This is a genomic window from Massilia sp. IC2-476 (genome assembly GCF_020707295.1).
GTDB lineage: Bacteria > Pseudomonadota > Gammaproteobacteria > Burkholderiales > Burkholderiaceae_D > Telluria.
Window position 1 is genome coordinate 363,240 of record NZ_JAJFER010000002.1, and the last position, 25,062, is coordinate 388,301.

Annotated in this window: 17 protein-coding genes; 8 read left to right on the plus strand and 9 right to left on the minus strand. The window is 64.7% G+C overall.

What is annotated here, in order from left to right:
* Positions 1-9 precede the first annotated feature (9 nt).
* A complete protein-coding gene (locus LK539_RS06545; RefSeq protein ID WP_227800104.1) occupies positions 10-3,153 on the plus strand; it encodes an efflux RND transporter permease subunit in 3,144 nt (1,047 codons plus the stop codon).
* Between the two features lie 111 nt (positions 3,154-3,264).
* On the opposite strand, the gene LK539_RS06550 is transcribed toward LK539_RS06545, so the two are convergent.
* The 9 genes from LK539_RS06550 to uraH all read right to left on the minus strand — a co-directional run bounded on the left by LK539_RS06550 (position 3,265) and on the right by uraH (position 13,096).
* Entirely contained in the window at positions 3,265-4,500 is a 1,236-nt protein-coding gene (locus tag LK539_RS06550; RefSeq protein ID WP_227800105.1) for a type II secretion system F family protein, read from the minus strand.
* Positions 4,501-4,514: 14 nt separating this feature from the next.
* Positions 4,515-6,242 (minus strand): type IV-A pilus assembly ATPase PilB, encoded by a 1,728-nt coding sequence (gene pilB, locus LK539_RS06555; protein ID WP_227800106.1) that lies wholly within the window; start codon positions 6,240-6,242, stop codon positions 4,515-4,517.
* Positions 6,243-6,424: 182 nt separating this feature from the next.
* The gene (locus LK539_RS06560; RefSeq protein WP_227800107.1) at positions 6,425-6,586 is read right to left on the minus strand and encodes a hypothetical protein; all 162 of its coding nucleotides are present in this window, start codon (positions 6,584-6,586) and stop codon (positions 6,425-6,427) included.
* A gap of 186 nt (positions 6,587-6,772) precedes the next feature.
* Positions 6,773-8,335 (minus strand): methyl-accepting chemotaxis protein, encoded by a 1,563-nt coding sequence (locus LK539_RS06565; RefSeq protein WP_227800108.1) that lies wholly within the window; start codon positions 8,333-8,335, stop codon positions 6,773-6,775.
* A gap of 68 nt (positions 8,336-8,403) precedes the next feature.
* Positions 8,404-8,811 (minus strand): hypothetical protein, encoded by a 408-nt coding sequence (locus tag LK539_RS06570; RefSeq protein ID WP_227800109.1) that lies wholly within the window; start codon positions 8,809-8,811, stop codon positions 8,404-8,406.
* Positions 8,812-8,821: 10 nt separating this feature from the next.
* On the minus strand, positions 8,822-10,066 hold the full coding sequence (locus LK539_RS06575; protein WP_227800110.1) for a hypothetical protein: 1,245 nt from the start codon (positions 10,064-10,066) through the stop codon (positions 8,822-8,824).
* A gap of 204 nt (positions 10,067-10,270) precedes the next feature.
* Positions 10,271-10,828, minus strand: a complete 558-nt coding sequence (locus tag LK539_RS06580; RefSeq protein ID WP_227800111.1) for an ATP-dependent Clp protease proteolytic subunit — start codon at positions 10,826-10,828, stop codon at positions 10,271-10,273.
* 38 nt (positions 10,829-10,866) lie between these two features.
* Positions 10,867-12,678 carry a DUF4153 domain-containing protein gene (locus LK539_RS06585; protein WP_227800112.1) on the minus strand — a complete coding sequence of 604 codons (1,812 nt, stop codon included), beginning with the start codon at positions 12,676-12,678 and terminating at the stop codon, positions 10,867-10,869.
* Between the two features lie 64 nt (positions 12,679-12,742).
* Positions 12,743-13,096 carry a hydroxyisourate hydrolase gene (gene uraH, locus LK539_RS06590; RefSeq protein WP_227800113.1) on the minus strand — a complete coding sequence of 118 codons (354 nt, stop codon included), beginning with the start codon at positions 13,094-13,096 and terminating at the stop codon, positions 12,743-12,745.
* 105 nt (positions 13,097-13,201) lie between these two features.
* On the opposite strand from uraH, the gene puuE reads away from it, so the two are divergent.
* The 7 genes from puuE to LK539_RS06625 all read left to right on the plus strand — a co-directional run bounded on the left by puuE (position 13,202) and on the right by LK539_RS06625 (position 24,999).
* On the plus strand, positions 13,202-14,143 hold the full coding sequence (gene puuE, locus LK539_RS06595) for an allantoinase PuuE (RefSeq protein ID WP_227800114.1): 942 nt from the start codon (positions 13,202-13,204) through the stop codon (positions 14,141-14,143).
* A gap of 117 nt (positions 14,144-14,260) precedes the next feature.
* Positions 14,261-15,721: a xanthine dehydrogenase small subunit gene (xdhA, locus tag LK539_RS06600; RefSeq protein ID WP_227800115.1), complete on the plus strand. Its 1,461-nt coding sequence runs from the start codon at positions 14,261-14,263 to the stop codon at positions 15,719-15,721.
* A gap of 10 nt (positions 15,722-15,731) precedes the next feature.
* The gene (gene xdhB, locus LK539_RS06605) at positions 15,732-18,062 is read left to right on the plus strand and encodes a xanthine dehydrogenase molybdopterin binding subunit (protein WP_227800116.1); all 2,331 of its coding nucleotides are present in this window, start codon (positions 15,732-15,734) and stop codon (positions 18,060-18,062) included.
* A complete protein-coding gene (gene xdhC / locus LK539_RS06610; RefSeq protein WP_227800117.1) occupies positions 18,062-19,153 on the plus strand; it encodes a xanthine dehydrogenase accessory protein XdhC in 1,092 nt (363 codons plus the stop codon). Before xdhB ends, xdhC begins: the two co-directional genes overlap by 1 nt.
* Positions 19,153-20,463 carry a guanine deaminase gene (guaD, locus tag LK539_RS06615; protein ID WP_227800118.1) on the plus strand — a complete coding sequence of 437 codons (1,311 nt, stop codon included), beginning with the start codon at positions 19,153-19,155 and terminating at the stop codon, positions 20,461-20,463. Before xdhC ends, guaD begins: the two co-directional genes overlap by 1 nt.
* Before the next feature lie 178 nt (positions 20,464-20,641).
* A complete protein-coding gene (locus LK539_RS06620) occupies positions 20,642-22,150 on the plus strand; it encodes an adenosine deaminase (RefSeq protein WP_227800119.1) in 1,509 nt (502 codons plus the stop codon).
* Between the two features lie 476 nt (positions 22,151-22,626).
* A complete protein-coding gene (locus LK539_RS06625; RefSeq protein ID WP_227800120.1) occupies positions 22,627-24,999 on the plus strand; it encodes a TonB-dependent receptor in 2,373 nt (790 codons plus the stop codon).
* Positions 25,000-25,062 lie beyond the last annotated feature (63 nt).

Sequence of the window (25,062 nt, forward strand, 5' to 3'; positions counted from 1 at the left end):
CCAACGACCATGTTTAATCGAATCATTCGTGCTTCCATCGAGAACCGCTGGATCGTCATGTTCCTCGTGTTCGTAATGGCGGCGGCCGGCGTGTACAACTACCAGCGGCTTCCCATCGACGCCGTGCCGGACGTGACCAACGTCCAGGTGCAGATCAATACGGCCGCGCCCGGCTTCTCGCCACTGGAGACGGAACAGCGCATCACCTTCCCGATCGAGTCGCTGATGTCAGGCCTGCCGCAACTCGAGTCTTTCCGCTCGCTGTCGCGCTACGGGCTGTCGCAGGTCACCGTGGTCTTCAAGGATGGTACCGACATCCATTTCGCCCGCCAGCTGGTCAGCCAGCGGCTGCAGGATGCGCGCGGGGAGCTGCCCTCCGGCGCGGTTCCCGAGATGGGGCCGATCGCCACGGGCCTGAGTGAAATCTATCTCTGGACTGTCGAGACAGTGCCTGGGGCGAAGAAGGCGGACGGGTCTCCCTATACGCCGACCGACCTGCGCGAGGTCCAGGACTGGATTATCAAGCCGCAGCTGCGCAATGTGCCGGGCGTTACGGAGATCAATTCGATTGGCGGCTACAACAAGGAGTTCCTGGTCGCGCCCAACCCGAACATCCTGTCCTCGTACGGCCTGGGCTTGCCCGATGTCGTCACTGCACTCGAGCGCAACAACAGCAATGTCGGCGCCGGATACATCGAACGGGCCGGCGAGCAGTACCTGATCCGCGCGCCGGGCCAGGTCGGCTCGATCGCCGACATTGGCAACATCGTCGTGTCGAGCATCCGGGGCAGCCCGGTACGGATCCGCGATGTGGCCGAAGTCTCGGTGGGGCGTGAGCTGCGAACCGGCGCCGCGACCGAGAACGGCCAGGAAGTCGTGCTGGGAACGGTCTTCATGCTGATCGGCGAGAACAGCCGTGCGGTGTCGACGGCCGTGGACAAGAAGATGGCCGAGATCAACCGCACCCTGCCGGCTGGCGTGAAGGCCGTCACGGTGTACGACCGCACGGTGCTGGTCGAGAGGGCCATCAACACGGTCAAGAACAACCTGCTCGAGGGGGCCGTGCTGGTGGTTGCGGTGCTGTTCGTGTTCCTCGGGAATTTCCGGGCAGCGCTGTTGACCGCGATGGTCATTCCCCTCTCGATGCTGTTCACCTTCTCGGGCATGGTGGCCAACAACGTCAGCGCGAACCTGCTCAGCCTGGGCGCGCTCGACTTCGGCATCATCGTGGACGGTGCGGTCGTGATCGTCGAGAACTGCGTCCGACGCCTTGCCCACACCCGCGCACACCATGGCCGGCCCTTGAGCATGCAGGAGCGCTTCCAGGAAGTGTTCCTGGCCGCGCAGGAAGCCCGGCGCCCGTTGCTGTTCGGCCAGCTCATCATCATGATTGTCTATCTTCCGATCTTTGTTCTCACAGGTATTGAGGGCAAGATGTTCCATCCGATGGCGTTCACGGTGGTTATTGCCCTGCTGGGTGCGATGATCCTGTCGGTCACCTTCGTCCCCGCCGCAGTCGCCCTGTTCATGACCAAGGACGTCGCCGAGAAGGAAAACCGCCTGATGCTCACGGCGCGTCGCTACTACGAACCGGCCCTGCGCTATGTCATGGCCAACAAACCGGTGGCCCTGGCCTTCGCCGGCATCGTCCTGGCCCTGTCGGTATTGCTGGCCACCAGGCTGGGGACCGAGTTCGTGCCGAACATGAACGAAGGCGACTTCGCGGTGTTGACGGTACGCGTGCCTGGGACGAGCTTGACCCAATCGGTCAAGATGCAGCAGCAGATCGAGACCACCCTGATCAAGAAGTTCCCCGAGATCGCGCGCGTCTTCGCCCGCATCGGTACGGCGGAGGTGGCGTCCGATCCGATGCCGCCGAGCGTGGCGGACGGCTACATCATGCTCAAGCCGGAGAGCGAATGGCCGAAGCCGAAGAAGACGCGGGATCAACTCCTGGCGGCTATCCAGGAGACGGTCGAAACCTTGCCGGGCAACAGCTACGAGTTCAGCCAGCCGATCCAGCTCAGGGTCAACGAGTTGATCTCGGGTGTACGCAGCGACGTGGCCGTGAAGGTATTCGGAGACGATCTCGACACCCTCAATGCCACGGCCGCCCGTGTCGGTGAGGTACTCGAACAGGTGCCAGGCGCAAGCGAAGTCGCGGTCGAGCAAACGACCGGCCTGCCGATGCTGCAGATCCAGGTCGACCGCGAGCGCGCCGCAAGGATGGGCCTGAATATCGCCGATGTCCAGGAGATGATTGCGACAGCAACCGCCGGCCGGCAAGCGGGAACCCTGTTCGAGGGTGACCGGCGCTTCGACATCGTCGTGCGCCTGCCGGAAATGGTGCGCAGCGATGTCGACGCCCTCAAGCGCCTGCCAGTCCCGTTGCCGGCACGCGGCGTAGAAGGTGGCCAGCACTTCATCACCCTCGGTGAGATTGCATCGTTCGAGATGGCGCCAGGCCCGAACCAGTTGAGCCGGGAGCAGGGCAAGCGCCGCGTCGTCGTCACTACCAATGTCCGCGGCCGCGACATCGGGTCCTTTGTCGCGGAGGCGCAGCAACGCATCCAGGCCGAGGTCAAGGTGCCACCGGGCTACTGGACAACCTGGGGCGGGCAGTTCGAGAACCTGCAGGCGGCGGCCAAGCGGCTGCAGGTCGTCATACCGGCGTCGCTCCTCCTGGTGTTTGCCCTGCTGTTCATCATGTTCAATAACGTGAAGGACGGACTGCTCGTGTTCACCGGCATACCGTTTGCGCTCACTGGCGGCATCTTCGCGCTTTGGCTGCGCGACATTCCGATGTCGATTTCGGCAGCTGTTGGCTTCATTGCGCTGTCGGGCGTGGCAGTCCTGAACGGCCTCGTGATGATCTCCTTTATCCGCAGCCTGCGGGACGAGGGGCGGACGCTGATCGACGCCGTGCACGAAGGCGCAGTGACCAGGCTGCGCCCGGTCTTGATGACGGCCCTGGTGGCATCGCTCGGTTTCGTGCCGATGGCAATTGCGACCGGGACCGGCGCCGAAGTGCAGCGTCCATTGGCAACGGTCGTCATCGGCGGTGTCCTGTCGTCGACCGCGCTCACGCTGCTGTTATTGCCATTGATGTACTACCAGGCGCACCGTCAGGCGAAGGCGCCTGCACCAACGTAGCGCATTTCCCCGGAGGTTCTGCTCCAGTGCAGGACCTCCAGAAGTGTGTTTCGGGCAAACGCCCTGCGAGGCATCCCTGTTATCTTTCGATAGGGCCGCGGGTACGCGGCCTTACACCACCGCCCCCAGCTTGAAGATCGGCAGATACATCGCAATCACCAGGCCGCCGATCAGGACACCCAGGATCACCATGATCAGCGGTTCCATCAGCGAGGACAGCCCAGCCACGGCCTCGTCGACTTCCTCTTCGAAGAAGTCCGCCACCTTGCCCAGCATGGCGTCGAGCGAGCCGGATTCTTCGCCGATCTGGACCATCTGGATCACCATGTTCGGGAACACGTTCACGTTCTGCATCGCGATGGTCAGGCTGGTGCCGGTGCTGACCTCGGTCTGGATCTTGCGCGTCGCTTCCAGGTAGACGTCATTGCCCGAGGCGCCGCCGACCGAGTCGAGGGCTTCGACCAGCGGCACGCCGGCCGCGAACATGGTCGACAGGGTGCGGGTCCAGCGCGCGATGGTGGCCTTGCGGATCACGGCGCCGAAGATCGGCAGGCGCAGCAGGATGCGGTCCATCGCCTGCTGCATTTTCTTGGAGCGCTTCCAGGACTGGAAGAAGAAGTACAGCCCGGCGAACAGGCCGCCGAAGATGACGTACCACCAGGCCACGAAAAACTCCGAGATCGCCATCACCATCAGGGTCGGCGCCGGCAGGTCGGCGCCGAAGCTCTTGAACACTTCCTTGAAGGCGGGGACCACCCAGATCATGATGACCGCGGTGACGACGAAGGCGATCGCGATGATCGAGATCGGGTACATCAGGGCCGACTTGATCTTGGCCTTGATCGCCAGTGTCTTTTCCTTGTAGATCGCCAGGCGCGTGAGCAGGTCTTCCAGGATACCGGCCTGTTCGCCGGCGCCCACCAGGTTGCAGAACAGCGCATCGAAATACAGCGGGTACTTGCGGAAGGCGTTGTTCAGGCTGGTGCCGGTCTCGACGTCGTTGCGCAGGTCCATGATCAGCTTGGACATCGAGGGATTGGCGTGGCCCTTGCCGACGATGTCGAAGGCCTGCAGCAGCGGCACGCCGGCCTTCATCATGGTGGCCAGCTGGCGCGTGAACAGGGTCAGGTCCTTGTCGGTGATCTTGCGGCCGCTGCGGTAGGCCTTCTTCTTGACCTTGGTGACCAGGATGCCCTGGCGGCGCAGCGTGACGTTGACGATCGCCTCGCCGCCGGCGCGCAGCTCGCCGCGCACGGTCTTGCCGCTGCGGTCCTTGCCTTCCCAGGCATAGACCTTTTCCTTGACCTGGGCGCCGCCCTGGCTTTTCGTGGGGAGGAGGCTTGCCATATCGTCACTCGTTCCTATTCATTGGTGCAGCCAAGCACTTCTTCGAGGCTGGTGAGCCCCTGTTTTACTTTCATCAGGCCGGAGCGGCGCAGCGAGTTCACGCCTTCCTTCTCGGCCTGTTCGGCGATCTGCATCGAGTTGCCGTGCGTGAGGATCAGGGCCTCGATCGCCGGGGTGATCGGCATGATCTGGTAGATGCCGACGCGGCCCTTGTAGCCCGAGCCGAGGCAGCGGTCGCAGCCCACCGGACCGTAGGGCTTCCAGTCGCCTTCCAGGTCGCTCTCGCGGTAGCCGGCCGCGAGCAGCACCTCGCGCGAGGTCTCGAGCGGCTGCTTGCAGTTGCACAGGCGGCGCGCCAGGCGCTGCGCCGTGATCAGGATGACGGACGAGGCGATGTTGAAGGGCGCCACGCCCATGTTCATCAGGCGCGTCAGGGTCGAGGGCGCGTCGTTGGTGTGCAGGGTCGAGAACACCATGTGGCCGGTCTGGGCGGCCTTGATCGCGATGTCCGCGGTTTCCAGGTCGCGGATCTCGCCGACCATGATGATGTCCGGATCCTGGCGCAGGAAGGACTTCAGCGCCACCGGGAAGGTGAGGCCGGCCTTGTCGTTGACGTTGACCTGGTTCACGCCCGGCAGGTTGATCTCGGCCGGGTCTTCCGCGGTCGAGATGTTGATGCCCGGTTTGTTCAGCAAATTCAGGCAGGTGTACAGCGACACCGTCTTGCCGGAGCCGGTGGGGCCGGTCACCAGCACCATGCCGTAGGGGCGCGTGATCGCGTCCAGCAGCAGTTCCTTCTGCTCCGGCTCGTAGCCGAGCGCGTCGATGCCCATCTGGGCCTGGGTGGCATCGAGGATACGCATGACGGTCTTTTCGCCGAACAGCGTGGGCAGCGTGGAAACGCGCAAGTCGATGGTGCGGGTCGGGCCGACGATCAGGCGCATGCGGCCGTCCTGCGGCACGCGCTTTTCCGAGATGTCGAGCTTGGCCAGCACCTTGATGCGCGAGACCAGCTTTTCGCGGATCGACAGCGGCGGGGTGGCGTGGTCGCGCAGCACGCCGTCCACGCGCATGCGGATGCGGTAGTACTTCTCGTAGGGCTCGAAGTGGATGTCCGAGGCGCCCAGCTGCACCGCGTCCATCAGAATCTTGTTCAGGAAGCGCACGATCGGCGCGTCCTCGACGTCGCTGGTGGCCTCGGGCGGCGCGACCGGCTGCGCGTCGTCGTCGGCGAATTCGATCTCGCCTTCGTCGCCCACCAGGTCGTTCAGGCTTGCTTCCGCGCTCTTGGCCAGGCTGCCCAGCAGCTTGAGCAGGACGTCGTGGGCCACGATCACCGGCTCGACCGAGGACTCGCTCTGGAACTTGATCTGGTCCAGGGCCTGGATATTCGTCGGATCCGATAAGGCCACCGACATCTTGTTGCCGCGCTTGGCCAGGGCGATGACGCGCTGCGCCTGCATCAGCTTGGCGTCGATGGCGGTGCTGGGAATGGCGTCCGGCGCAAAGCTCGACAGGTCGAGCAGCGGGTAGCCGAAGGTGTCGGCGCAGAAGGCGGCCAGGCTGGCGGAATCGATGATGCCGCTTTCCAGCAGGGCATCGATGAAGGCGGTCTTATCAAGGGACGCCTTCTTGTGCAGCGCATCGGCTTGGGCGGCGCTCAAACGGTTCGCCTGCACGAGCGCCCGCGCCAGCCCCGACAGGGGCGCGCCAGTGATCGTGTTGGGGAGAACTGCTGCCATAGAAAACGAGGCCGAAAAAGGGGATTTACCCGGGAAGGATTCTTTGGATGATGCCTACAGGCATCAAATTTGTAAAGGATTCCGACCTTGGGAGATGCGTATGCGCCACGAAGACAGCCTGTCGTGACGCCTTTTATGGCCCGTTCTACAACGGGTGTGAGCGGGCCGACAATGATTATGGTTCAGGCGACAAGGAAGCGTCTTGACGGGCCGGGGCGCAGCAGCTTGACCTGTTTCACGGCCTGGTTCTTCAGCTGCACTACCTCGATAGCGCAGGCGCCGACCTTGAGCGGGGTGGTCGCGATCACCACCAGGAACAGGAAGCGGTGGGTGTGCTTCAGCAACCAGCCGTAGGGTGGGCGGCTCCACCCATCGACGCGATCGACCGCTGACGTTGACGCCGCCCACGCGTTCAAATCTCCTGTGAACAGGGAGAACGGCTATTCACCGGCTGCTTGAACGCGTGGGCGGCGCCAGCGTTACCGGTATGCCGGATGCAGGGTGGAGCCGCCCACCCTACGGACTACAAATTAGCGCAGCGCCAGACGCTTGCTGCCACCGGAAACAACCGCCTGCGCCGCCTCCAGCTTGAACACCGACAGCGCATGCGTCAGCTGCGTGGTCTGGTCCGTCAGCGATTCCGCCGCCGCCGACGCTTCTTCCACCAGCGCCGAATTCTGCTGGGTCATCTCGTCGATGCTGCCGATCGCGCGGCCGATGTCGTCGATGCCGGCGCTCTGGCGGGCGCCGGCGGCGCTGATTTCGGCCATGATGGTCTGCACCTTGCGCACCGATTCCACGATCTGGCCCATGGTCACGCCGGCTTCGTCCACCAGCGCACTGCCGGCTTCCACTTTGGACACCGAGTCGCCGATCAGTTCCTTGATTTCCTTGGCCGCCGCCGCCGAGCGCTGGGCCAGGTTGCGCACTTCGCCCGCGACGACCGCGAAGCCGCGGCCCTGTTCGCCGGCACGCGCCGCTTCCACCGCGGCGTTCAGCGCCAGGATGTTGGTCTGGAAGGCGATGCCGTCGATGACCGAGATGATCTCGACGATCTTCTTGGCCGAGCTGTTGATGTCGCCCATGGTCGTCACCACGCCGCCGACCACTTCGCCGCCGCGGGTCGCGATGCTGGTCGCGGTTTCCACCAGTGTGTTGGCCTGGGTGGCGGCGGTCGCGTTCTCGCGCACGGCGCCGGTCAGTTCTTCCATCGAGCGGGTGGTGCGGTCCAGGCTCGCGGCCTGGGATTCGGTGCGGCGCGCCAGGTCGGCGTTGCCGCTCGCGATTTCCGAGCTGGCATTGGCGATGGTGTCGGCCGACTGCTTGATTTCGGCCACCAGGGTCGACAGGCGGCCGCGCATTTCCTTCAGCGCCACCAGCAGGCTGCCGGTGTCGCCGGCTTCTACCCGGATCTCGGTCGACAGGTCGCCGGCTGCCACGGCCTGCGCGATCTCGCGCGCATATTCCGGTTCGCCACCCAGCTGCTGCCAGATGGTGCGCACCACGAACCAGGACACCACGGCCAGGATGGCGATGACGACCAGCGCGGTGACGATCATCGAGATCACGACCTGGTTGACGCTGTGCTTGCTGGCCTCGATGCCGGCCGCGAACTGGCGCTGGGCCGCTTCGTTGACCTTGGCCAGGTCGCCATTCAGGGTGGCGAGGGTCGACTGCATCTTGCCGACCACGGCCTGCGGATCGCCTTCTTCCATTTCCAGCATGATGCGCGCGGCCGACAGGGCCGGCGCGTAATACGCGTCGAATTCCTTGCCCAGGCGCGTGCCGGCGTCAAGCTGCCCCGGGATCTGCTTGAACTTCTCCAGCTTGGCGCGCAGCTTGTCCGCTTCCGCGCCCATCTGGCCGACTTTCTCCTTGTCGCCTTCGGCGACAGCTTCCTGCAGCCCGTCGGTAATGGCTGCCACGTCGAGAATGAGTGCCTTGGAGGCATCGAGCACCGGATAATCGACGCTGGCGGTCGTGGTGATCGAGTTCAGTGCGCCGTTCGCGATCATCGCGCTGGCGCCGGCGCCAAGGCCGAAAATAATGGCGGAAATGACGGGCAGTGCCCAGATCCTGCGCTTGATGCTCATTGTGATGTCTCCAGAATGCATAAACCGCCGCCGGCGTGATGCCGGCGGCGGGTGCTAGCTGTTACGGTTTACTGCGCGGTGTAGACGACCTTGACGCTGCCGTCCACTGCGCCCTTGTCGATGTAGCCGATGGCCTTCGGGTTGGCGGCGACGGCAGCCTTCACGGCGGCGCTGTCGGCGACCTCCTTCGGCATCGTGGCCTTGCCGGTGAACACCAGCTTGGACCACAGTGCCTTGGCCTGGGCGACATCCTTGTCCGCCACCTTCTTGTAGAACTCGGCGCGGACCGGGCTCGCATCGGCCTGGTCGATCGGGGTCATGCTCGAGGACTTACCGAGGAAGAACTGGGCGACCTGCTCCTTGCTCATCGTGCTTTCGGCGGCGCTCTTGTTGACCACCACGACCACTTCGGCCATGGCGGGGACCGAGGCGCCGATGGCGGCGATGGTGAACAGGCTTGCAATCATCTTGTTCATGGCTCGCTCCTTAGAACACGAAGTCGAGGGCGATGGCGCCGACGGTCACGGTGTCGTTGAAGCCCGGCTGCGCGGCCACGAACAGGCCGGTGCCGTTCTTCGGCTTGACGCGGTCGATCTGCGCCTTCAGCGCGACCGAGCTGGCGAAGTCCCAGCGCACGCCGATCGAATTGGTCGACTGCTCGCCCTGGCCGACGCCCGAGTTCGGCAGGCGGCGCACGCCGGCGCCCAGCTGCTGCAGGGTCGGGGTGCATGCGGCCGGGTAGCCCGGCGGGCAGGTTGCCGGCACGGTGTTCACGATGGCGCTGTCGATCTTCAGGTTGGCGTGGGTGACGTAGGGCAGGAACTTGCCGATGCGGTAGCCGCCCATCACGTACCAGGCGCTGGTGTCGTTGATGTAGGCCTTGGTCTTGCGCTTGGCGAATTCGGTTTGCACGACGACGTTGTTCCAGTCCATCGACAGACCGAGCGAGCTGAAGGTAGCGCGCTTTTCCTTGGGTTCGATTTCGCCGGCCAGGGTATTGAGCTGCGGGAAGCGGTAGCCGGTGCCGGCTGCGCGCAGGCCGCCGATCAGGGTGTTGAGCGAGGTCGAATCGGCAATGGTGATCTCACCGGTTGCGTGGCCGGCGCGGACGGTGAACGGGCCGTGTTCGGCACTGATGTTCAGGGCGGCCAGCTTCTTGCCGCGGGCGTGGATGCCGCCGGTCAGGGGAGCTTTCACCTTGCCGTAGGCGAGCTGCGAGGTCACGGTGGTGTCGCCGAAGCCGTGCTGCCAGGTGATGTCGGCGCCATCGACGCTGTTGAACGGCACCTGCGAATACACTTCCGCCGGCGGACGCAGCATGGTGTTGGCGTAGCCGACGTTGCGGTAGTCGGAGATCATGAAGACCGGCAGGCCAACGCGGCCGACGCGGAGGCTCAGGTTGTCCGCGAGCTTGGCCTTGGCGAAGGCCCAGCTCAGTTCGGCGCCGTAGCTGTCTTCGGCGTCACGGCGCACCAGGCCCTGGGCAGTGAAGGACAGCCAGCTGTTGACCGGCAGATCGGCCTGCAGGCCCAGGTTCGAATCGATACCGGTACGGTAGTCCTTGGACGAACCGCTGGCCTGGTTCGGGCGGGCGAATTCGGCTTTGTCGCTATCGGCGTAGGTGAGGGCGCCGGTTCCGAAGCCACTGACTTTCACGGCGGGGAAGCCTGCGCCGTCTTGCGCGTAGGCCGTCGAGACTGCCAGCGGAAGCGCCAGCAGAGAAGCAATCACACTTTTCTTCATCATCATTCTTGTTGCGTAAAGCTGCTCGGGAAGGGCGGCGCTGAAAAGGCAGCAAACATGCAGCGCCGTGAAAACTGGAAATCATTCTATCCAGCGAGCAATATTTACATCAACAATAATGATTACAATTAGTGACAAAGTTCTATTTATTCTCTCCAATTGTTGCGGTTCTGAAACAGCATGTTGTCAGAATTAATTCCACCAATGACAAGTGTTTCCTGCAGGCGGCAGTTGCGCCTGCTGGGCCCGATGCACGATGCCGGCCTTGACCGCTTCCTCGGCGTCGAAGATGCGCGCATTGCCCGTCAGGTTGCTGCGGATGTCAGTTGGAGAACCCGCTTCGGTGGTGGCTTCGAGGAAGATGCGCCCATAGCGCTCGGCATCGAAATCGAGGCAGTCCCGCCACTCGGACACGCGCGAGTGGTCGGCTGCGACCAGGCTGCCGAAGCCCCAGTGCAGCGGGTGGATCAGGAAGCGCGTGCCGGGGCAGGCGTAGCGCTTCTGCCCGGCCAGGAAGATCACGACGGCGACGGATTCGACGCTGCCGATGTTGTGGGTGGTGAGCGGTACCGGGAGCGACTTGAGGAAGAAGTAGAGCGCGAAGCCGGCCGTCATGTTGCCGCCTTCGCTCGACATGTGCAGTTCGATCTCGGTCGCGCCGTTCTGCAGCGCCTGCAGACAGTTGTTGCGGATGGCGCTGGCGGAATTGTGGTTGATCGGTCCGATGAAATGAACGATATGCAATGCCATGGGCTCTCCCGACGTGGTGAGCCCAAGCATAGCAAGATTCACTTCGGCGGCGCGTCCGGCTGAGGGGTGGCTTCAGGCGGACAGGGGGCGTCTTCCGCCGTCCAGTCGACCCGGATGCGCCGTCCCGCGACTTCCAGCTCGGGACGCAGCGGCTGCACGGCGCTGAGCTTTCCTTCGCGCAGGGCCTGGCGGTATGCCGGACATACCGCGCGGATGCGGCCGGCGATACGCCAGCGGCCGCCTTCTTCCTCGCTTGCGATCACCGAATTCCAGGCATCGTCGCCGAACAGCAGCACTTCCGGCCGCGCATCACCAATCACGTCGCGTACCAGCGCATCGCAGGTCCGGCCGCGGAGGCGCAGGCAGTCGGGCAGGTTCGGGCCGACGGCCAGATCGACCCAGTTGATCGCCCTGAAGCTGTCGGGCAGGCGGGTACCTGCGGGCCAGACACGCAGGTTGGTGGCCAGGTCGGGAGCGTCGGCCAGCAGTCCCTGGTAATAGCGGTTCTGCAGCTTGCGCACCGCCGCGATCCGCTCGCGCAGTGCGGCCCCGCCCTGCGCATCGAGGCGGGCCAGCGCTTCGGCGCCGTAGCGCGCGCCATCGAAGTGCAGGTAGCCGACGTCGAAGCGCGCTGCCGACACCCGGCCCGACGCCAGCCGCGCGAGCTGGTCCTCCGTCGACAGGCGCGCCGGGTCGAGCAGCGGCGTGTACAAGGCCAGCAGCACAGCCAGGACCATGAAGGCAGCCGCGATGTTGACCCCGGCGAGCGTCGGCAGCCAGCCCTTGCGCAGCGCGGCGGCCGCGTAGCCGCCCGCATAGCAGGCGGCCACCAGCAGGCAGGCGGCGGCGACGACGCGGTCTTCGGTCCAGCCGTGGTCCTGCACGCGCAGGGCAAGGGCGTAGATCGCGAGCAGCGTGACCGGCACCAGCAGCAGCGAGGCGACACGGGCCGCCAGCGTGATCGGCCGCGCGACCTGGACCGCGCCGTTCTGCCAGGCGGCGTTGATCAGCACCACGAAGGCGGCCGCCGCCCCGAGCAGGGAGGCGGCGGCGCTGCGCGTGGCCCACAGCGGTTCCAGCCCCGTGAACGGCAGGCTGGCCAGGAAGCCGGCCACCAGCAGCGTCAGCACCGGCAGGATCCAGGACAGCAGCACCAGCAGCAGGTTGCGGATGCCGCGCACGATGCCCGGACGCACATCGGTCAGGTGCAGGGCGGTGGCGAAGGCGAAGGTGGTGACGGGAATGGAAAACCAGGATTCCCGGATGGCCTTGCTGAGGAAATCGAGTTTGATCAGGAGGAAGAGCTGGGCGCCCAAGTGCAGCACCAGCCAGGTGACGCCGACGAACAGGCCGCTGAAAGCCAGTTGCACGCCCAGCTTCCAGGCGGTCTCGAAATAGGCGCCGTACGAGGCGATGCGGCGCCGCTCGAGTGCGCCGGCCAGCACCATGGCATGGGCGATGAACAGGCCGCCGACCAGGGCAAGGTTGAGTTGCGACGATGGCTCCGGTGCGCGCGGCTTCGGCGGCGCCGGCGGGCGCCAGGCGCCCTCCATGCGCCATACGTCGTGGAAGGCGAGGAGGACGATGATGGCGGCCGCGGCCGCGGTCCACAGCAGCAACTGAGACCGCGTCAGTTGCCCGAGGCCGCTGATGGCGATGACCGGCGCGAGCACGCACAACAGGAGCAGGGGCACGAACAGGCGCGGCACCGTCGCCGGCCAGTGCAGTTCCATGCCGGCGCGGTACAGGAAATACAGCACCACGCCCTGGACCAGCCCGATCGCGATGCGGGTGGCGGCAAGTCCCGGCCGCGGGGCCAAGTCGGGTGTCTCGAAGGCGGCTGCGTGCATGGCGGCTCCTGGTTGTTGTTCAATAAATATTACTGCGGTTCAACCCGGCCGGCGATAGTTTTGCTCAGCTGCCCCGGTAAGTGGAATAGGACCAGGGCGTCATCACCAACGGCACGTGGTAGTTCTGCGCGCTGTCGGCAATGCCGAAGGCGATCGTGATGCGGTCGAGGAAACGCGGGGAGGGCAGTTCCACGCCCTGGGCGGCAAAATAGTCGCCGGCGTGGAACACCAGCTCGTACTGGCCCGGGCGCAGCAGATCGCCTTCCAGCAGCGGGGCGCCGCAGCGACCGTCGCCGTTGGTGAGCTCGGTCTTGATCAGGGTGCGCCCGCCGGCGGCAAGGGCATACAGCTCGACCCGCACGCCGGCCCCCGGGCGGCCATGGGCGGTATCGAGGACGTGGGTGGAAAGTTTGCCCATGCGGCTCCCATATGTGAAGGATGAGTCGGAGTATGCGACGAATCATATACCGTTGTGCTTCCTGCAATATATGATCGCCGATATACCTCCCTTTTTATGACGCTCATGGACACCTACCGGAACTATCCGCGCGACCTGGTCGGCTACGGCCGCACGCCGCCCCATTCCCGCTGGCCCGGCGGCGCCCGGGTCGCCCTGCAGTTCGTGCTGAACTACGAGGAAGGGGCGGAAAACTGCGTGCTGCACGGCGACCCGGCCTCGGAGACCTTTTTATCCGAGATCATCGGCGCCCAAGCCTTCCCGATGCGCCACATGAGCATGGAGTCTCTCTATGAATACGGCTCGCGCGCCGGCCTGTGGCGGGTGCTGCGCCTGTTCGAGGAGCGCGGGCTGCCGCTGACGGTGTTCGGGGTGGCGATGGCGCTCAAGCGCAATATGGAGGCGGTGAGCGCCTTCCGCGAACTGGGCCACGAGATCGCCTGCCACGGCCTGCGCTGGATCTCGTACCAGAACGTGGACGAGGCCACCGAGCGTGCCCACATGCAGGAAGCGGTGCAGATCATCCGCGAGCTCACCGGAGAAGCGCCGCTCGGCTGGTACACCGGACGCGACTCGCCCAACACGCGCCGCCTGGTGGTCGAGCACGGCGGCTTCGCCTACGACGCCGACCACTACGGCGACGACCTGCCGTTCTGGCAAGAGGTGGCGGTGAGCGGGGGCGAAACGGTGCCGCACCTGGTGGTGCCCTATACCCTCGACACCAACGACATGCGCTTCGCCGCCACGCAGGGCTTCAATTCGGGCACCCAGTTCTTCGACTACCTGAAGGATGCCTTCGACGTGCTGTACGCGGAAGGCGACCCGAACGGCCTGGACCGGCCGAAGATGCTGTCGATCGGCCTGCACTGCCGCCTGGTCGGGCGGCCGGCGCGCGCCGCGGCGCTGGCGCGCTTCCTCGACTACGTGCAGGGGCACGAGGGCGTCTGGATCACGCGCCGCATCGACATCGCACGGCACTGGAAAAGCGTGCATCCTTTCCTAAAATGAAAGCGTGCAGCGATTCATAAGATATACGAATATATTGATAAGTAATATATAGATTGTCTTATAAGTGAAATGCCTTTGGGTGCTAGCCTTCCGCCCTTGCCTGAAAATGAGAACACCATGTCCGAGCCGATCCGATTCTATTACCGTGGCGCCGTGCGGGAAGTGCGCGATGCGCAGCCCACGCAGACCATCCTGCAGCACCTGCGGGAAGACCTGCACTGCACCGGCACCAAGGAAGGCTGCGCCGAAGGCGACTGCGGCGCCTGCACGGTGGTGCTCGGCTCGCTGGAAGGCGGGCAACTCGAACTCAAGGCGGTCAATTCCTGCATCCAGTTCACCCCTACGCTCGACGGCAAGGCCCTGTTCACGGTGGAAGACCTGCAGCAGCAGGACGGTTCGCTGCATCCGGTGCAGCAGGCGCTGGTCGAGTGCCACGGTTCCCAGTGTGGCTTCTGCACGCCGGGCTTTGCCATGTCGCTGTGGGGCATGTACCTGAAACAGCAAGGCACGCCTACGCGCTGCCAGATCGACGACGCCCTGTCGGGCAACCTGTGCCGCTGCACCGGCTACCGCCCGATCATCGATGCGGCGCGCCGCATGGTCGAGCTGCCGCCGGCTGCTTTTGACCGCGCCGCGCTGGCCGAACGCCTGCAGCTGCTCCAGCGCACCCATGGCTTCAGCTATGAAGCGAAAGGCGGACGCTTCCACATCCCGCGCACGCTGGACGAACTGGTCCAGCTGCGCGCCGAACACCCGGCCGCGCTGCTGCTGGCCGGTTCCACCGATGTCGGCCTGTGGGTGACCAAGCACATGCGCGAGCTGAACGACATCATCTACCTGGGCCAGGTGGACGCGTTGAAGGCCGTGGCGGAAAGCGACGGCATGCTCGAGATCGGCGCCGGCGTTACGCTGAACGACGCCTACGCCGCCATCTGCCGCCATTACCCCGACGAGCTGTCGGAGATGTGGCAGCGCTTCGCCTCGCTCCCGATCCGCAATGCCGGCACCCTGGGCGGCAACGTCGCCAACGGCTCGCCGATCGGCGATTCGATGCCCTGGCTGATCGCCCTGGGCAGCCAGGTGGTGCTGCGCGGCGCTGCGGGCAAGCGCGTGCTGGCGCTGGAAGATTTCTATCTTGGCTACCAGCAGAAAGACCTGCAGGCCGGCGAATTCGTCCAGGGCCTGCGCATCCCGCTGCGCCGTGAGGGGCTGCGGATGCGTACCTATAAACTGGCCAAGCGCTTCGACCAGGACATTTCGGCCGTGTGCGCGGCCTTCGCCATCACGCTCGATGGCGACACCATCGCCAGCGCACGCATCGCCTTTGGCGGCATGGCGGCCACGCCCAAGCGGGCGACGCAAGCCGAAGCGGCACTGGTCGGCGAGGCCTGGAATGACGCCACCATGCGCGCGGCCATGAGCATGTTGGCGCAGGATTACGCCCCCTTGAGCGACATGCGCGCGTCCAGCAGCTACCGCATGCAGGCGGCGCAGAACCTGCTGCGGCGCTTCTGGCTCGAGACCCGCGTCGACAATCCGCTGCCGGCAACGGCGGTCAATGCCTTCGCGGCCGGTTGAGGAGAGCGACATGAACGACGCAGGCACCCCTATCCTCGATGCGAGCCAGTGGACCGAAGTCGGCCGCGCGCGGCCGCACGAATCCGCCGTACTGCACGTGCTCGGCCAGGCCACCTATACCGACGACATCCCTGAGACTGCCGGCACCCTGCATGCGGCGCTCGGCCTGTCCTCCCGCGCCCATGCGCGCATCCTCGGCATCGACCTGGAACCCGTGCGCGCCAGCCGCGGCGTGGTCGCGGTCCTGACGGCGCGCGACATCCCGGGCACGAACGATTGCGGCCCGATCATCCACGACGACCCGATCCTGGCCGATGGCCTGGTCCAGTACGTCGGCCAGCCGATGTTCATCGTCGTCGCCGACAGCCACGACAACGCACGGCGCGCTGCGAAACTGGCGAAGGTCGAGTACGAAGACCTGCCGGCCATCCTCACGCCGCAGGCGGCACGCGCGGCCCAGTCCTATGTGCTGCCGCCGATGCGCCTGGCGCGCGGCGATGCCGAAAGTGCGTTCGCCCAGTCTCCTTACCGCGTCAAGGGCGAGCTCTACGTCGGCGGCCAGGAACAGTTCTACCTCGAAGGCCAGATCGCCTATGCGATCCCGGGAGAGGACCGCGGCATGCATGTCTACTGCTCGACCCAGCATCCGAGCGAAATGCAGCACGTGGTCGCGCACGCGCTGGGCCTGCATTCGCACCACGTGGTGGTCGAGTGCCGCCGCATGGGCGGCGGCTTCGGCGGCAAGGAATCGCAGTCGGCGCTGTGGGCGTCGAGCGCGGCGATTGCGGCCGCCCGCCTGCGCCGCCCGGTCAAGCTGCGCGCCGACCGCGACGACGACATGCTCGTCACCGGCAAGCGCCACTGCTTCCACTACGAGTACGAAGTCGGCTACGACGGGGAAGGGCGCATCGTTGCGGCGAAAGTCGACATGGTCACGCGCGCCGGCTTCTCGGCCGACCTGTCCGGCCCCGTGGCCACGCGCGCCGTCTGCCACTTCGACAATACTTATTACCTCTCCGACGTCGAGATCCGCGCCGCCTGCGGCAAGACCAACACCCAGTCGAACACCGCCTTCCGCGGCTTCGGCGGGCCGCAGGGTGCGATCGCGATCGAATACGTGATCGACGAGATCGCACGCAACCTGGGCCGCGACCCGCTCGACATCCGGCGCCTGAATTTCTACGGCAAGGCCGATCGCAACGTCACCCCCTACGGCCAGGCGGTGGTCGACAACGTGATCCACGAACTGGTGGCCGAGCTGGAACAGACCAGCGACTACCGCGCCCGCCGTACCGCAATTAACGAATTTAACCGCTGCAGCCCGGTGCTGAAGAAGGGCCTGGCGCTCACCCCGGTGAAATTCGGCATCGCCTTCAACGTCACCCACCTGAACCAGGCCGGCGCGCTGGTGCACGTCTACGTGGACGGCTCGATCCTGGTGAACCACGGCGGCACCGAGATGGGGCAGGGCATCAACACCAAGGTGATGCAGGTGGTCGCGCACGAACTGGGCGTGGACCTGGAGCGTGTGCGTGCCACCGCCACCAATACCAGCAAGGTCGCCAACACCTCGGCCACGGCAGCGTCCACCGGCGCGGACCTGAACGGCAAGGCCGCGCAGGACGCCGCGCGCAAGATCCGCGAGCGCCTGGCTGCGTTCGTGGCCTCGCAGTTCGGCGGCGAGCCGTCCGAGGTGCGCTTCGCCGACGACACCGTCTTCGTGGCCGGCCAGGCGCTGCGCTTCGGCGAAGTGGTGGCCAAGGCCTATCTGGCGCGGGTGCAGCTGTGGTCGGACGGCTTCTATGCCACCCCCGGCCTGCACTGGGATCCGAAGACCATGAACGGCAATCCCTTCTCCTACTACGCCTACGGCGCCGCCGTGTCGGAAGTGGTGGTGGACACGCTCACCGGCGAGTGGAAGCTGCTGCGCGCCGATGCGCTCTACGACGCCGGCAACTCGCTGAATCCGGCGATCGACATCGGCCAGGTCGAAGGCGCCTTCATCCAGGGCATGGGTTGGCTTACCACCGAAGAACTGTGGTGGAACCCGGCGGGCAAGTTGATGACGCACGCGCCGTCGACCTACAAGATTCCTGGTATCTCCGACTGCCCGGAAGACTTCCGCGTGCGCCTCTTCAAGAACCGCAACGTGGCCGACAGCATCCACCGCTCCAAGGCGGTGGGCGAGCCGCCGCTGCTGCTGCCGTTCTCGGTGTTCTTTGCGATTCGCGACGCCATCTCGAGCGTGGGCGGCCATCGCGTGAATCCGCCGTTGAACGCGCCGGCCACCTGTGAGGAAATCCTCAAGGCGGTGGCCTACGTCGAATCGGCGAGTGCCTGATGAGCGATTGGCTCCCATCCGAGCTGCACGCGCCGGCAGTGCTGGTGACGGTCGCCCGCGTCGAGGGTTCCGTTCCACGCGAGCCGGGCGCCCGCATGCTGGTGGATGCCCAGGGTTTCAGGGGCACCATTGGCGGCGGCCACCTGGAGCACCGGGCGCTGGAGATGGCGCGTGCCATGCTGGAGCAGGGCGGGGCCGCGCACGTCGAACGCTTTCCGCTGGGGCCAAAGCTGGGACAGTGCTGCGGTGGTATCGCCTGGCTGGCGTTCGAGTTTGCCGATGCGCAGCAGCTGTCACTGCTCGACAGTCGGCGCAATGAGGACACCTGGCGGGTGGTTTGTGTAGGGGTGATCTGGTCCAGTGGACCAGATCACGGTCACCCGCCCACGCGGTCGGCGAAAGATGAGGGACAGCCTGTGCGTCCGCCAGTTGACCGCGTGGGCGGCGAAGCCGCCCACCCTACGGGTATATTCGACGGCAGCGGACGACTGCTGGATGGCGAAGCTGTCCCTGAATTCGACCGCTCGCAGGGCACGCACATATTCCAGGACGACGCAGGCCGTCTCTGGCTGGCCGACGCTGTCCTCGCCCCGCGTGCCCACCTGATGCTGTTCGGCGCCGGCCATGTCGGCGCCGCCATCGTACGCGCCCTGGCCGAGCTGCCTTGCCGCGTCACCTGGGTCGACGAGCGCGAGGACCTGTTCCCGGCCGCCATCCCGGCCAACGTGACGGTCGAAGCGACCGACACGCCCGAAGCGCTTGTTGAAAACGCACCACAGGGCACCACCTTTCTGGTCATGACCCACAGCCATGCCCTTGACCTGAGCCTGTCGCACGCGATACTGTCCCGCCCCGGCGCCCAGGATTGGTTCGGCCTGATCGGCTCCGATACCAAGCGCCGCCAGTTCGAGCACCGCCTGCGCGAACGCGGCATCATTGATGCGCGCCTCGCCACCATGGTTTGCCCGGTCGGCATTCCCGGCATCGAGGGCAAGGCCCCGGCCGTGATCGCGGCCTCCGTGGCGGCCCAGCTGCTCACCGTATGGGAAGCGGCAGCCCGCCCAATTGAAGTTTCAACGGAAATACACTGATGTCCACCGCACCTCACAACGTGCAAGCCTATCGTGCGAGCTTGCTGCATTTTCACGCCGACCCGGGATTCCACGGCGATGCCCACGCCTGGCACGAAGACGGCCTGCTGGTGGTCGAGGATGGCCGCGTCAAGGCCGCCGGCGATTATGCCGCGCTGATCGGCAGCTTGCCTGACGGCGTGACGCCGCACGACTACCGTGGCCAGCTCATCACCCCGGGCTTCATCGACACCCACCTGCATTACCCGCAGACCGACATGATTGCCTCGCCAAGCGAGGGCCTGCTGCCCTGGCTGGAGACCTACACTTTCCCGACCGAACGCCGCTTCGAGGACCCGGCGCACGCCCGTGCGACCGCCGAGTTCTTCCTCGACGAACTGCTACGCTGCGGGACCACCACCGCGGTCGTCTACTGCACCGTGCATCCGCAATCGGTCGACGCCTTTTTCGAGGCCAGCGAGGCGCGCAACCTGCGCATGGTGGCCGGCAAGGTGCTGATGGACCGCCACTGCCCGGATTTCCTGCGCGATTGCGAGGGCAGCGTGGGCGACAGCGCCGCCCTGATCGAGAAGTGGCACAAGCGCGGGCGCCAGCTGTATGCGATCACGCCGCGCTTCGCCCCGACCTCGACCGACGCCCAGCTGCGCGCCACCGCCGAACTGGCGAAGGCCTGGCCCGACACCTTCATCCAGACCCACGTCTCGGAAAACAAGGACGAGTGCAAGTGGGTGGGCGAACTGCATCCGCAGTCGCGCAGCTACCTGGACGTGTATGAGCGCTTTGGCCTGATGCGCCCGCGCGCGCTGTTCGGCCACTGCATCTGGCTCGACGACGAAGACTTCGCGCGCATGGCGGCCACGGGCGGCGCCGTGGCGGTCTGCCCGACCTCCAACCTGTTCCTCGGCAGCGGCCTGTTCGACTTCGAAAAGGCGGATGGGGCAAACGCGCTGCTGTCGCTCGGCACCGACGTCGGCGCCGGCACCTCGTTCTCGATCCTGCAGACCATGAACGAAGCCTACAAGGTGGCGCGCCTGAAGGGCAGCTACCTGCCTGCGCTGCGCATGTTCTATCTCGCCACCCTGGGCGCGGCGCGCGCCATGGACCTGGAGGGCACGATCGGCAGCTTTGTCCCGGGCGCGGAAGCGGACTTCATCGTGCTCGACCCGAAGGCCACGCCGCTGCTGGCGCGCCGCACGGCGCAGCTGGAGTCACTCGAGGAGTTGCTGTTCGCGCTGGCGCTGCTGGGCGACGACCGTGCGATCAGGGCGACCTATTCGGGCGGCGCCCTCGTTCATCGCCGCAGCGCGTAGGGTGGGCGGCTTGACCGCCCACGCGGTGATTGTCGAGGGCTCCACCATCGTGCCGGATGATCTCGCCGCCAGCTATCACCGCGTGGGGGGGGGGACCCGCCCACCCTACGTGCCATATTGCAAAGGCTAACTCAACCGTATAGAGTTGCGCGGTCCACCGCACCAGAAAGTCACACCCATGTACAAGAAACTGACCGGCAGCGTCCTGCCGGCTTTTGCCCTGTCGCTGGCCGTCGCCGGCGCCCCAGCCCTGGCCAAAGGCCCGGCTTCGACCGCGAACGAAGCCGCCACCGCCCGCCACTACGCCAGCCTGATCGCCGGCGAGCCGAAGCTGTCCGAGCTGACCCTGTTCTTCACCCAGATGCCCAAGGGCGGCGACCTGCACCACCATTATTCGGGTTCGGTCTATGCCGAGCAGTACGTCGACTTCCTCGACAAGCAGGGCTACTGCGTCAACAAGCAGACCTACCAGATCGAGACCCGGAAGGAAGTCGTCGAGGCCGAGCGCGCCAAGCCGGCCAAGGACCGCAACTGCCTGTCCACAAGCGAGGTGTATGCCGACGACTACACCTACCGCGAACTGCTGCAGCGCTGGTCGAACAAGGACTTCAACAACCACGGCGCGATCCAGCCGCCGCCGGACCGTTTGTTCTTCCAGACCTTCGGCTTCTTTGGCCCGGTCTCGAACGCGAACTTCCGCGAAGGCCTGCAGGAACTCAAGAAGCGCGCCATTGCGGAAAACGTCAGCTACATCGAGACCATGTTCAAGATGTCGCCCTTCGTGGTGAACAAGGAGTTCGACACCCAGGCCTGGCAGAACGCCAATGACGACAAGGCTTTTGAAGCCCAGATGGGCGCCTGGCTGGCGGTGCTGGAGCAGGACGCCGGCTTCCGCAAGTCCCTTGAAGACTTCGTCAACAAGATCCACGAGTCGGCCGAAGGCATCGACGACGAGCGCTTCACCATGCGCTACCAGACCTACGTGCTGCGCCTGCTGAACCCCTCGCAGGTGTTCTCGTCGATGGTCTCGGGTTTCAAGGCTGCGGCCATGAGCGACAAGATCGTCGGCGTCAATATCGTTGGCCAGGAAAGCACCATGGTGTCGATGCGCGACTACGCGCTGCACATGAAGATGTTCCGCTTCCTGAAGTCGCGCTATCCGGAAGTGAGGATCGCCATGCACGCCGGCGAGCTGGCGCTGGGCGACGTGCCGCCGGAAGGCCTGAAGTTCCACATCGACCAGGCCCTGGTGGTTGCCGGCGCCAACCGCATCGGCCACGGCATCGACCTGGCGCACGAGACCAATGCCCCGGCCATCATGGCGAAGATGCGCAAGGACGACATCCCGGTCGAGATCAACCTGACCTCGAACGCCTTCATCAGCGGCATCGAAGGGGCCAACCACCCGATCACCCTGTATCGTAAATATGGCGTGCCCTACGTGATCTCGACCGACGACGCCGGCGTGACCCGCCACACCCTGTCGAACGAGTACGTGCTGTTCGCCAGCCGCTACAAGCCGGACTACGCGGAAATGAAGCGCACCTCGTACAACAGCATCCGCTACGCCTTCCTGCCGGTAGCAGAAAAACAACGCCTGACCCGTCAGCTGGACGAGCGTTTCGCGGCGTTCGAAGCCCGGATCGCCGAACTGGCCCGCAGCGCCGCCCCCGCAGCCAAGCGCTGATCAAAAAAACGGCACTTGACAGTGCCAATCTCTTCCAAAAGGGCAATGTGTGGCCACCGCGCTACACATTGCCCATCCATCTCCTTGGCAAAACGGATTTACAAATTAATTCGTTTCGCTGCTGAATTAGTCCTCTTATAATCGCGCCGCAGCAATTTCCACAGGTGAACTCCGTGTTGCGGACAACCGACACGGGACAGCCACGGGGACTTATACGAAATACGTATAAATTTGTAAGCGAAATGGTATTTGTCACGCTAGATGCACTCATGCATAGTCGGCGAGTGACTATTTAGGAAAGACTTTTTTTCTACTTGGTCCACGCCTCATCGTGACTCCGGTGGCGTCATCAACCGGACATATTCAGACCTTACACTGCCATGCCGCTGCAAAAGTCTAGAACTTTTGGCAAGAATTCATGCAGGTGTAGCACTTGCTGTTGTAGTTTTCATAATGACACTCTAGGGGAGTTTTGAATGCAATCCGCTTTTAACCAACAACCGAAGCTGCGCCTGAGCGCGATCGCGCTGGCATGCCTGGCATGCGCCGGCGTCGCCCAAGCCCAGACGGCAACGTCTGACGAAGGCCAGGTTCGTTCGGAAGTTGTTATCACCGGCAAGAAACTGGGTATGGGTCTGATGGTCTTCGAAGAAGCGCCGAAAGCGCGTTCGACCGTCACCGCAGCGGAACTGGAAAAGCAGCGCCCGACCGGCAACGCCTATGAGGCACTGGAACTGCTGCCGGCAGTGAACAGCTACAACCACGATGCAACCGGCCTGTTCGGCGGCGGCCTGACCCTGCGCGGTTTCAACAGCGACCAGATCGGCGCCACCATCAACGGCGTGCCGGTGAACGACTCGGGTTCGTTCTCGGTGTACCCGCAAGAATACGTTGACCAGGAAAACACCTGCTCGCAGTTCGTGACCCAGGGTTCGACCGACGTCGACTCGCCGCAGGTCGGCGCGACCGGCGGTAACTTCGGCATCAACACCTGCAACCCGGAAAACAAGCAGCGCCTGCGCGTGATGCAGACCTTCGGCCAGCTGGACATGTTCAAGTCCTTCGTCCGCTACGACAGCGGCATTCTGCCGGACAACCGCTCGAAGCTGTTCGTCTCGTTCTCGCGCGCCATGTCGGACAAGTGGAAGGGCAAGGGCAAGGCAGAGCGTAACCACATCGACGCCGGCTTCAACTACGACTGGGATCGCTTCAACTACATCCACGCCACCCTGCTGTGGAACGAAGCGCTGAACAACAGCATCAACAACCTGACGCTGACCGAAATCAACACCCGTGGTTACTACTACGACACCAGCGACTACTTCGTCGGCCACCTGACCCCGCGTGCAGGCACTGCCCAGACCGAAGCTACCCAGACCCCGCTGTACCACGGCCTGTACATCAACCCGTTCAAGAACGCGATTGCTTCGGCAACCGCCAAGTTCCGCCTGAGCGAAAACCTCGACCTGAAAGTGCTGCCGTACTTCTGGTATGGCTTCGGTAACGGTGGCCTGCAGCAGCGCGTCCAGCGCGAAAGCGGCAGCTTCCTGAACACCACGACCAACCGCCTCGGCGCATCGGTCGACCTGAACGGCGACGGCGATACGCTCGACACCATCATCATGGCGAACGCGTCGCACACCGACACCAAGCGTCCGGGTATCACCTCGTCGCTGAACTACCAGTGGAACAACCACAACATCCTGGGTGGCTTCTGGTACGAGCGCGCCAAGCACCGTCAGACCGGCCCGATGGTCCCGGTGACCGCCGACGGCCGTCCGTATGACCCGTACCTGCAGATCTACCAGATCCGCCGTCCGGACGGTTCGCTGTTCATGAGCCGCGACTGGGACACCATCTCGACCGCGTACCAGTTCTTCATCCAGGACACGATCACGATGATGGACGACAAGCTGACCCTGAACCTGGGTCTGCGTACGCCGAACATCGAGCGTGACTTCACCAACTTCGCGAGCGAAGGCAACCAGAACCCGACCTACAACATCGTCAAGAAGTACAAGGACGTGCTGCCGCAGCTGGGCGCCCGCTTCCGCATCACCAACGACGACCAGCTGTTCGCGTCGGTGGCGAAGAACATGAAAGCCCCGCCGAACTTCGTGTTCAGCAACGTCGGCACCAACGTGACCCTGGTTGGTAACCAGGCGACCCTGCGCGGCGACGTGCAGGAAGAGACCTCGTGGAACACCGACATCGGCTACCGCCACCAGAGCAACAACCTGATCGCGACCGTGACCGCGTTCTACGTCGACTTCAAGAACCGCCAGGCGACCGCGTTTGACCCGATCACCAACACCAGCAGCTACACCAACGCTGGCAACGTGAAGAACCACGGCCTCGAGATCGAACTGGGCAACACCCCGATCAACGGCTGGGCAGCTTACGGTTCGTTCGGCTACACCCGCAGCAAGATCGAAGACAACCTGCGCGTGAGCGCCACCGGTACCCTGCCGACCGCCGGCAAGGAAATGCCGCTGACGCCGAAGCTGAAGGCCGGCCTGTCGCTGGAATACACCCAGGGCACGTTCTACGCCCGCGTGAAAGCCAAGGCAACCAGCCGCCAGGCAGGCACCCTGGTGAACGACGAGTGGGCACCGGGTTACACCACCTACGGCTTCGATACTGGCTACACCTTCGACAACTGGGGTGTCTTCAAGCGTCCGAAGCTGCAGTTCAACATCAGCAACATCACCAACAAGCAGTATCGCAACCCGTCGTCGTCGACTGTCAACAACACCACCCCGTTCCCGGGCGTGACCAGCGTCGGCACCCTGCGTTACTACCTGGGCGCACCGCGCTTCGCGTCGGTCACCCTGTCGGTGGACATCTAATAACGCTACAATGCCTGCCGCTGCCTCACGCGGCAGGCGTAGCGTGCAGTACCGAACAGGCCC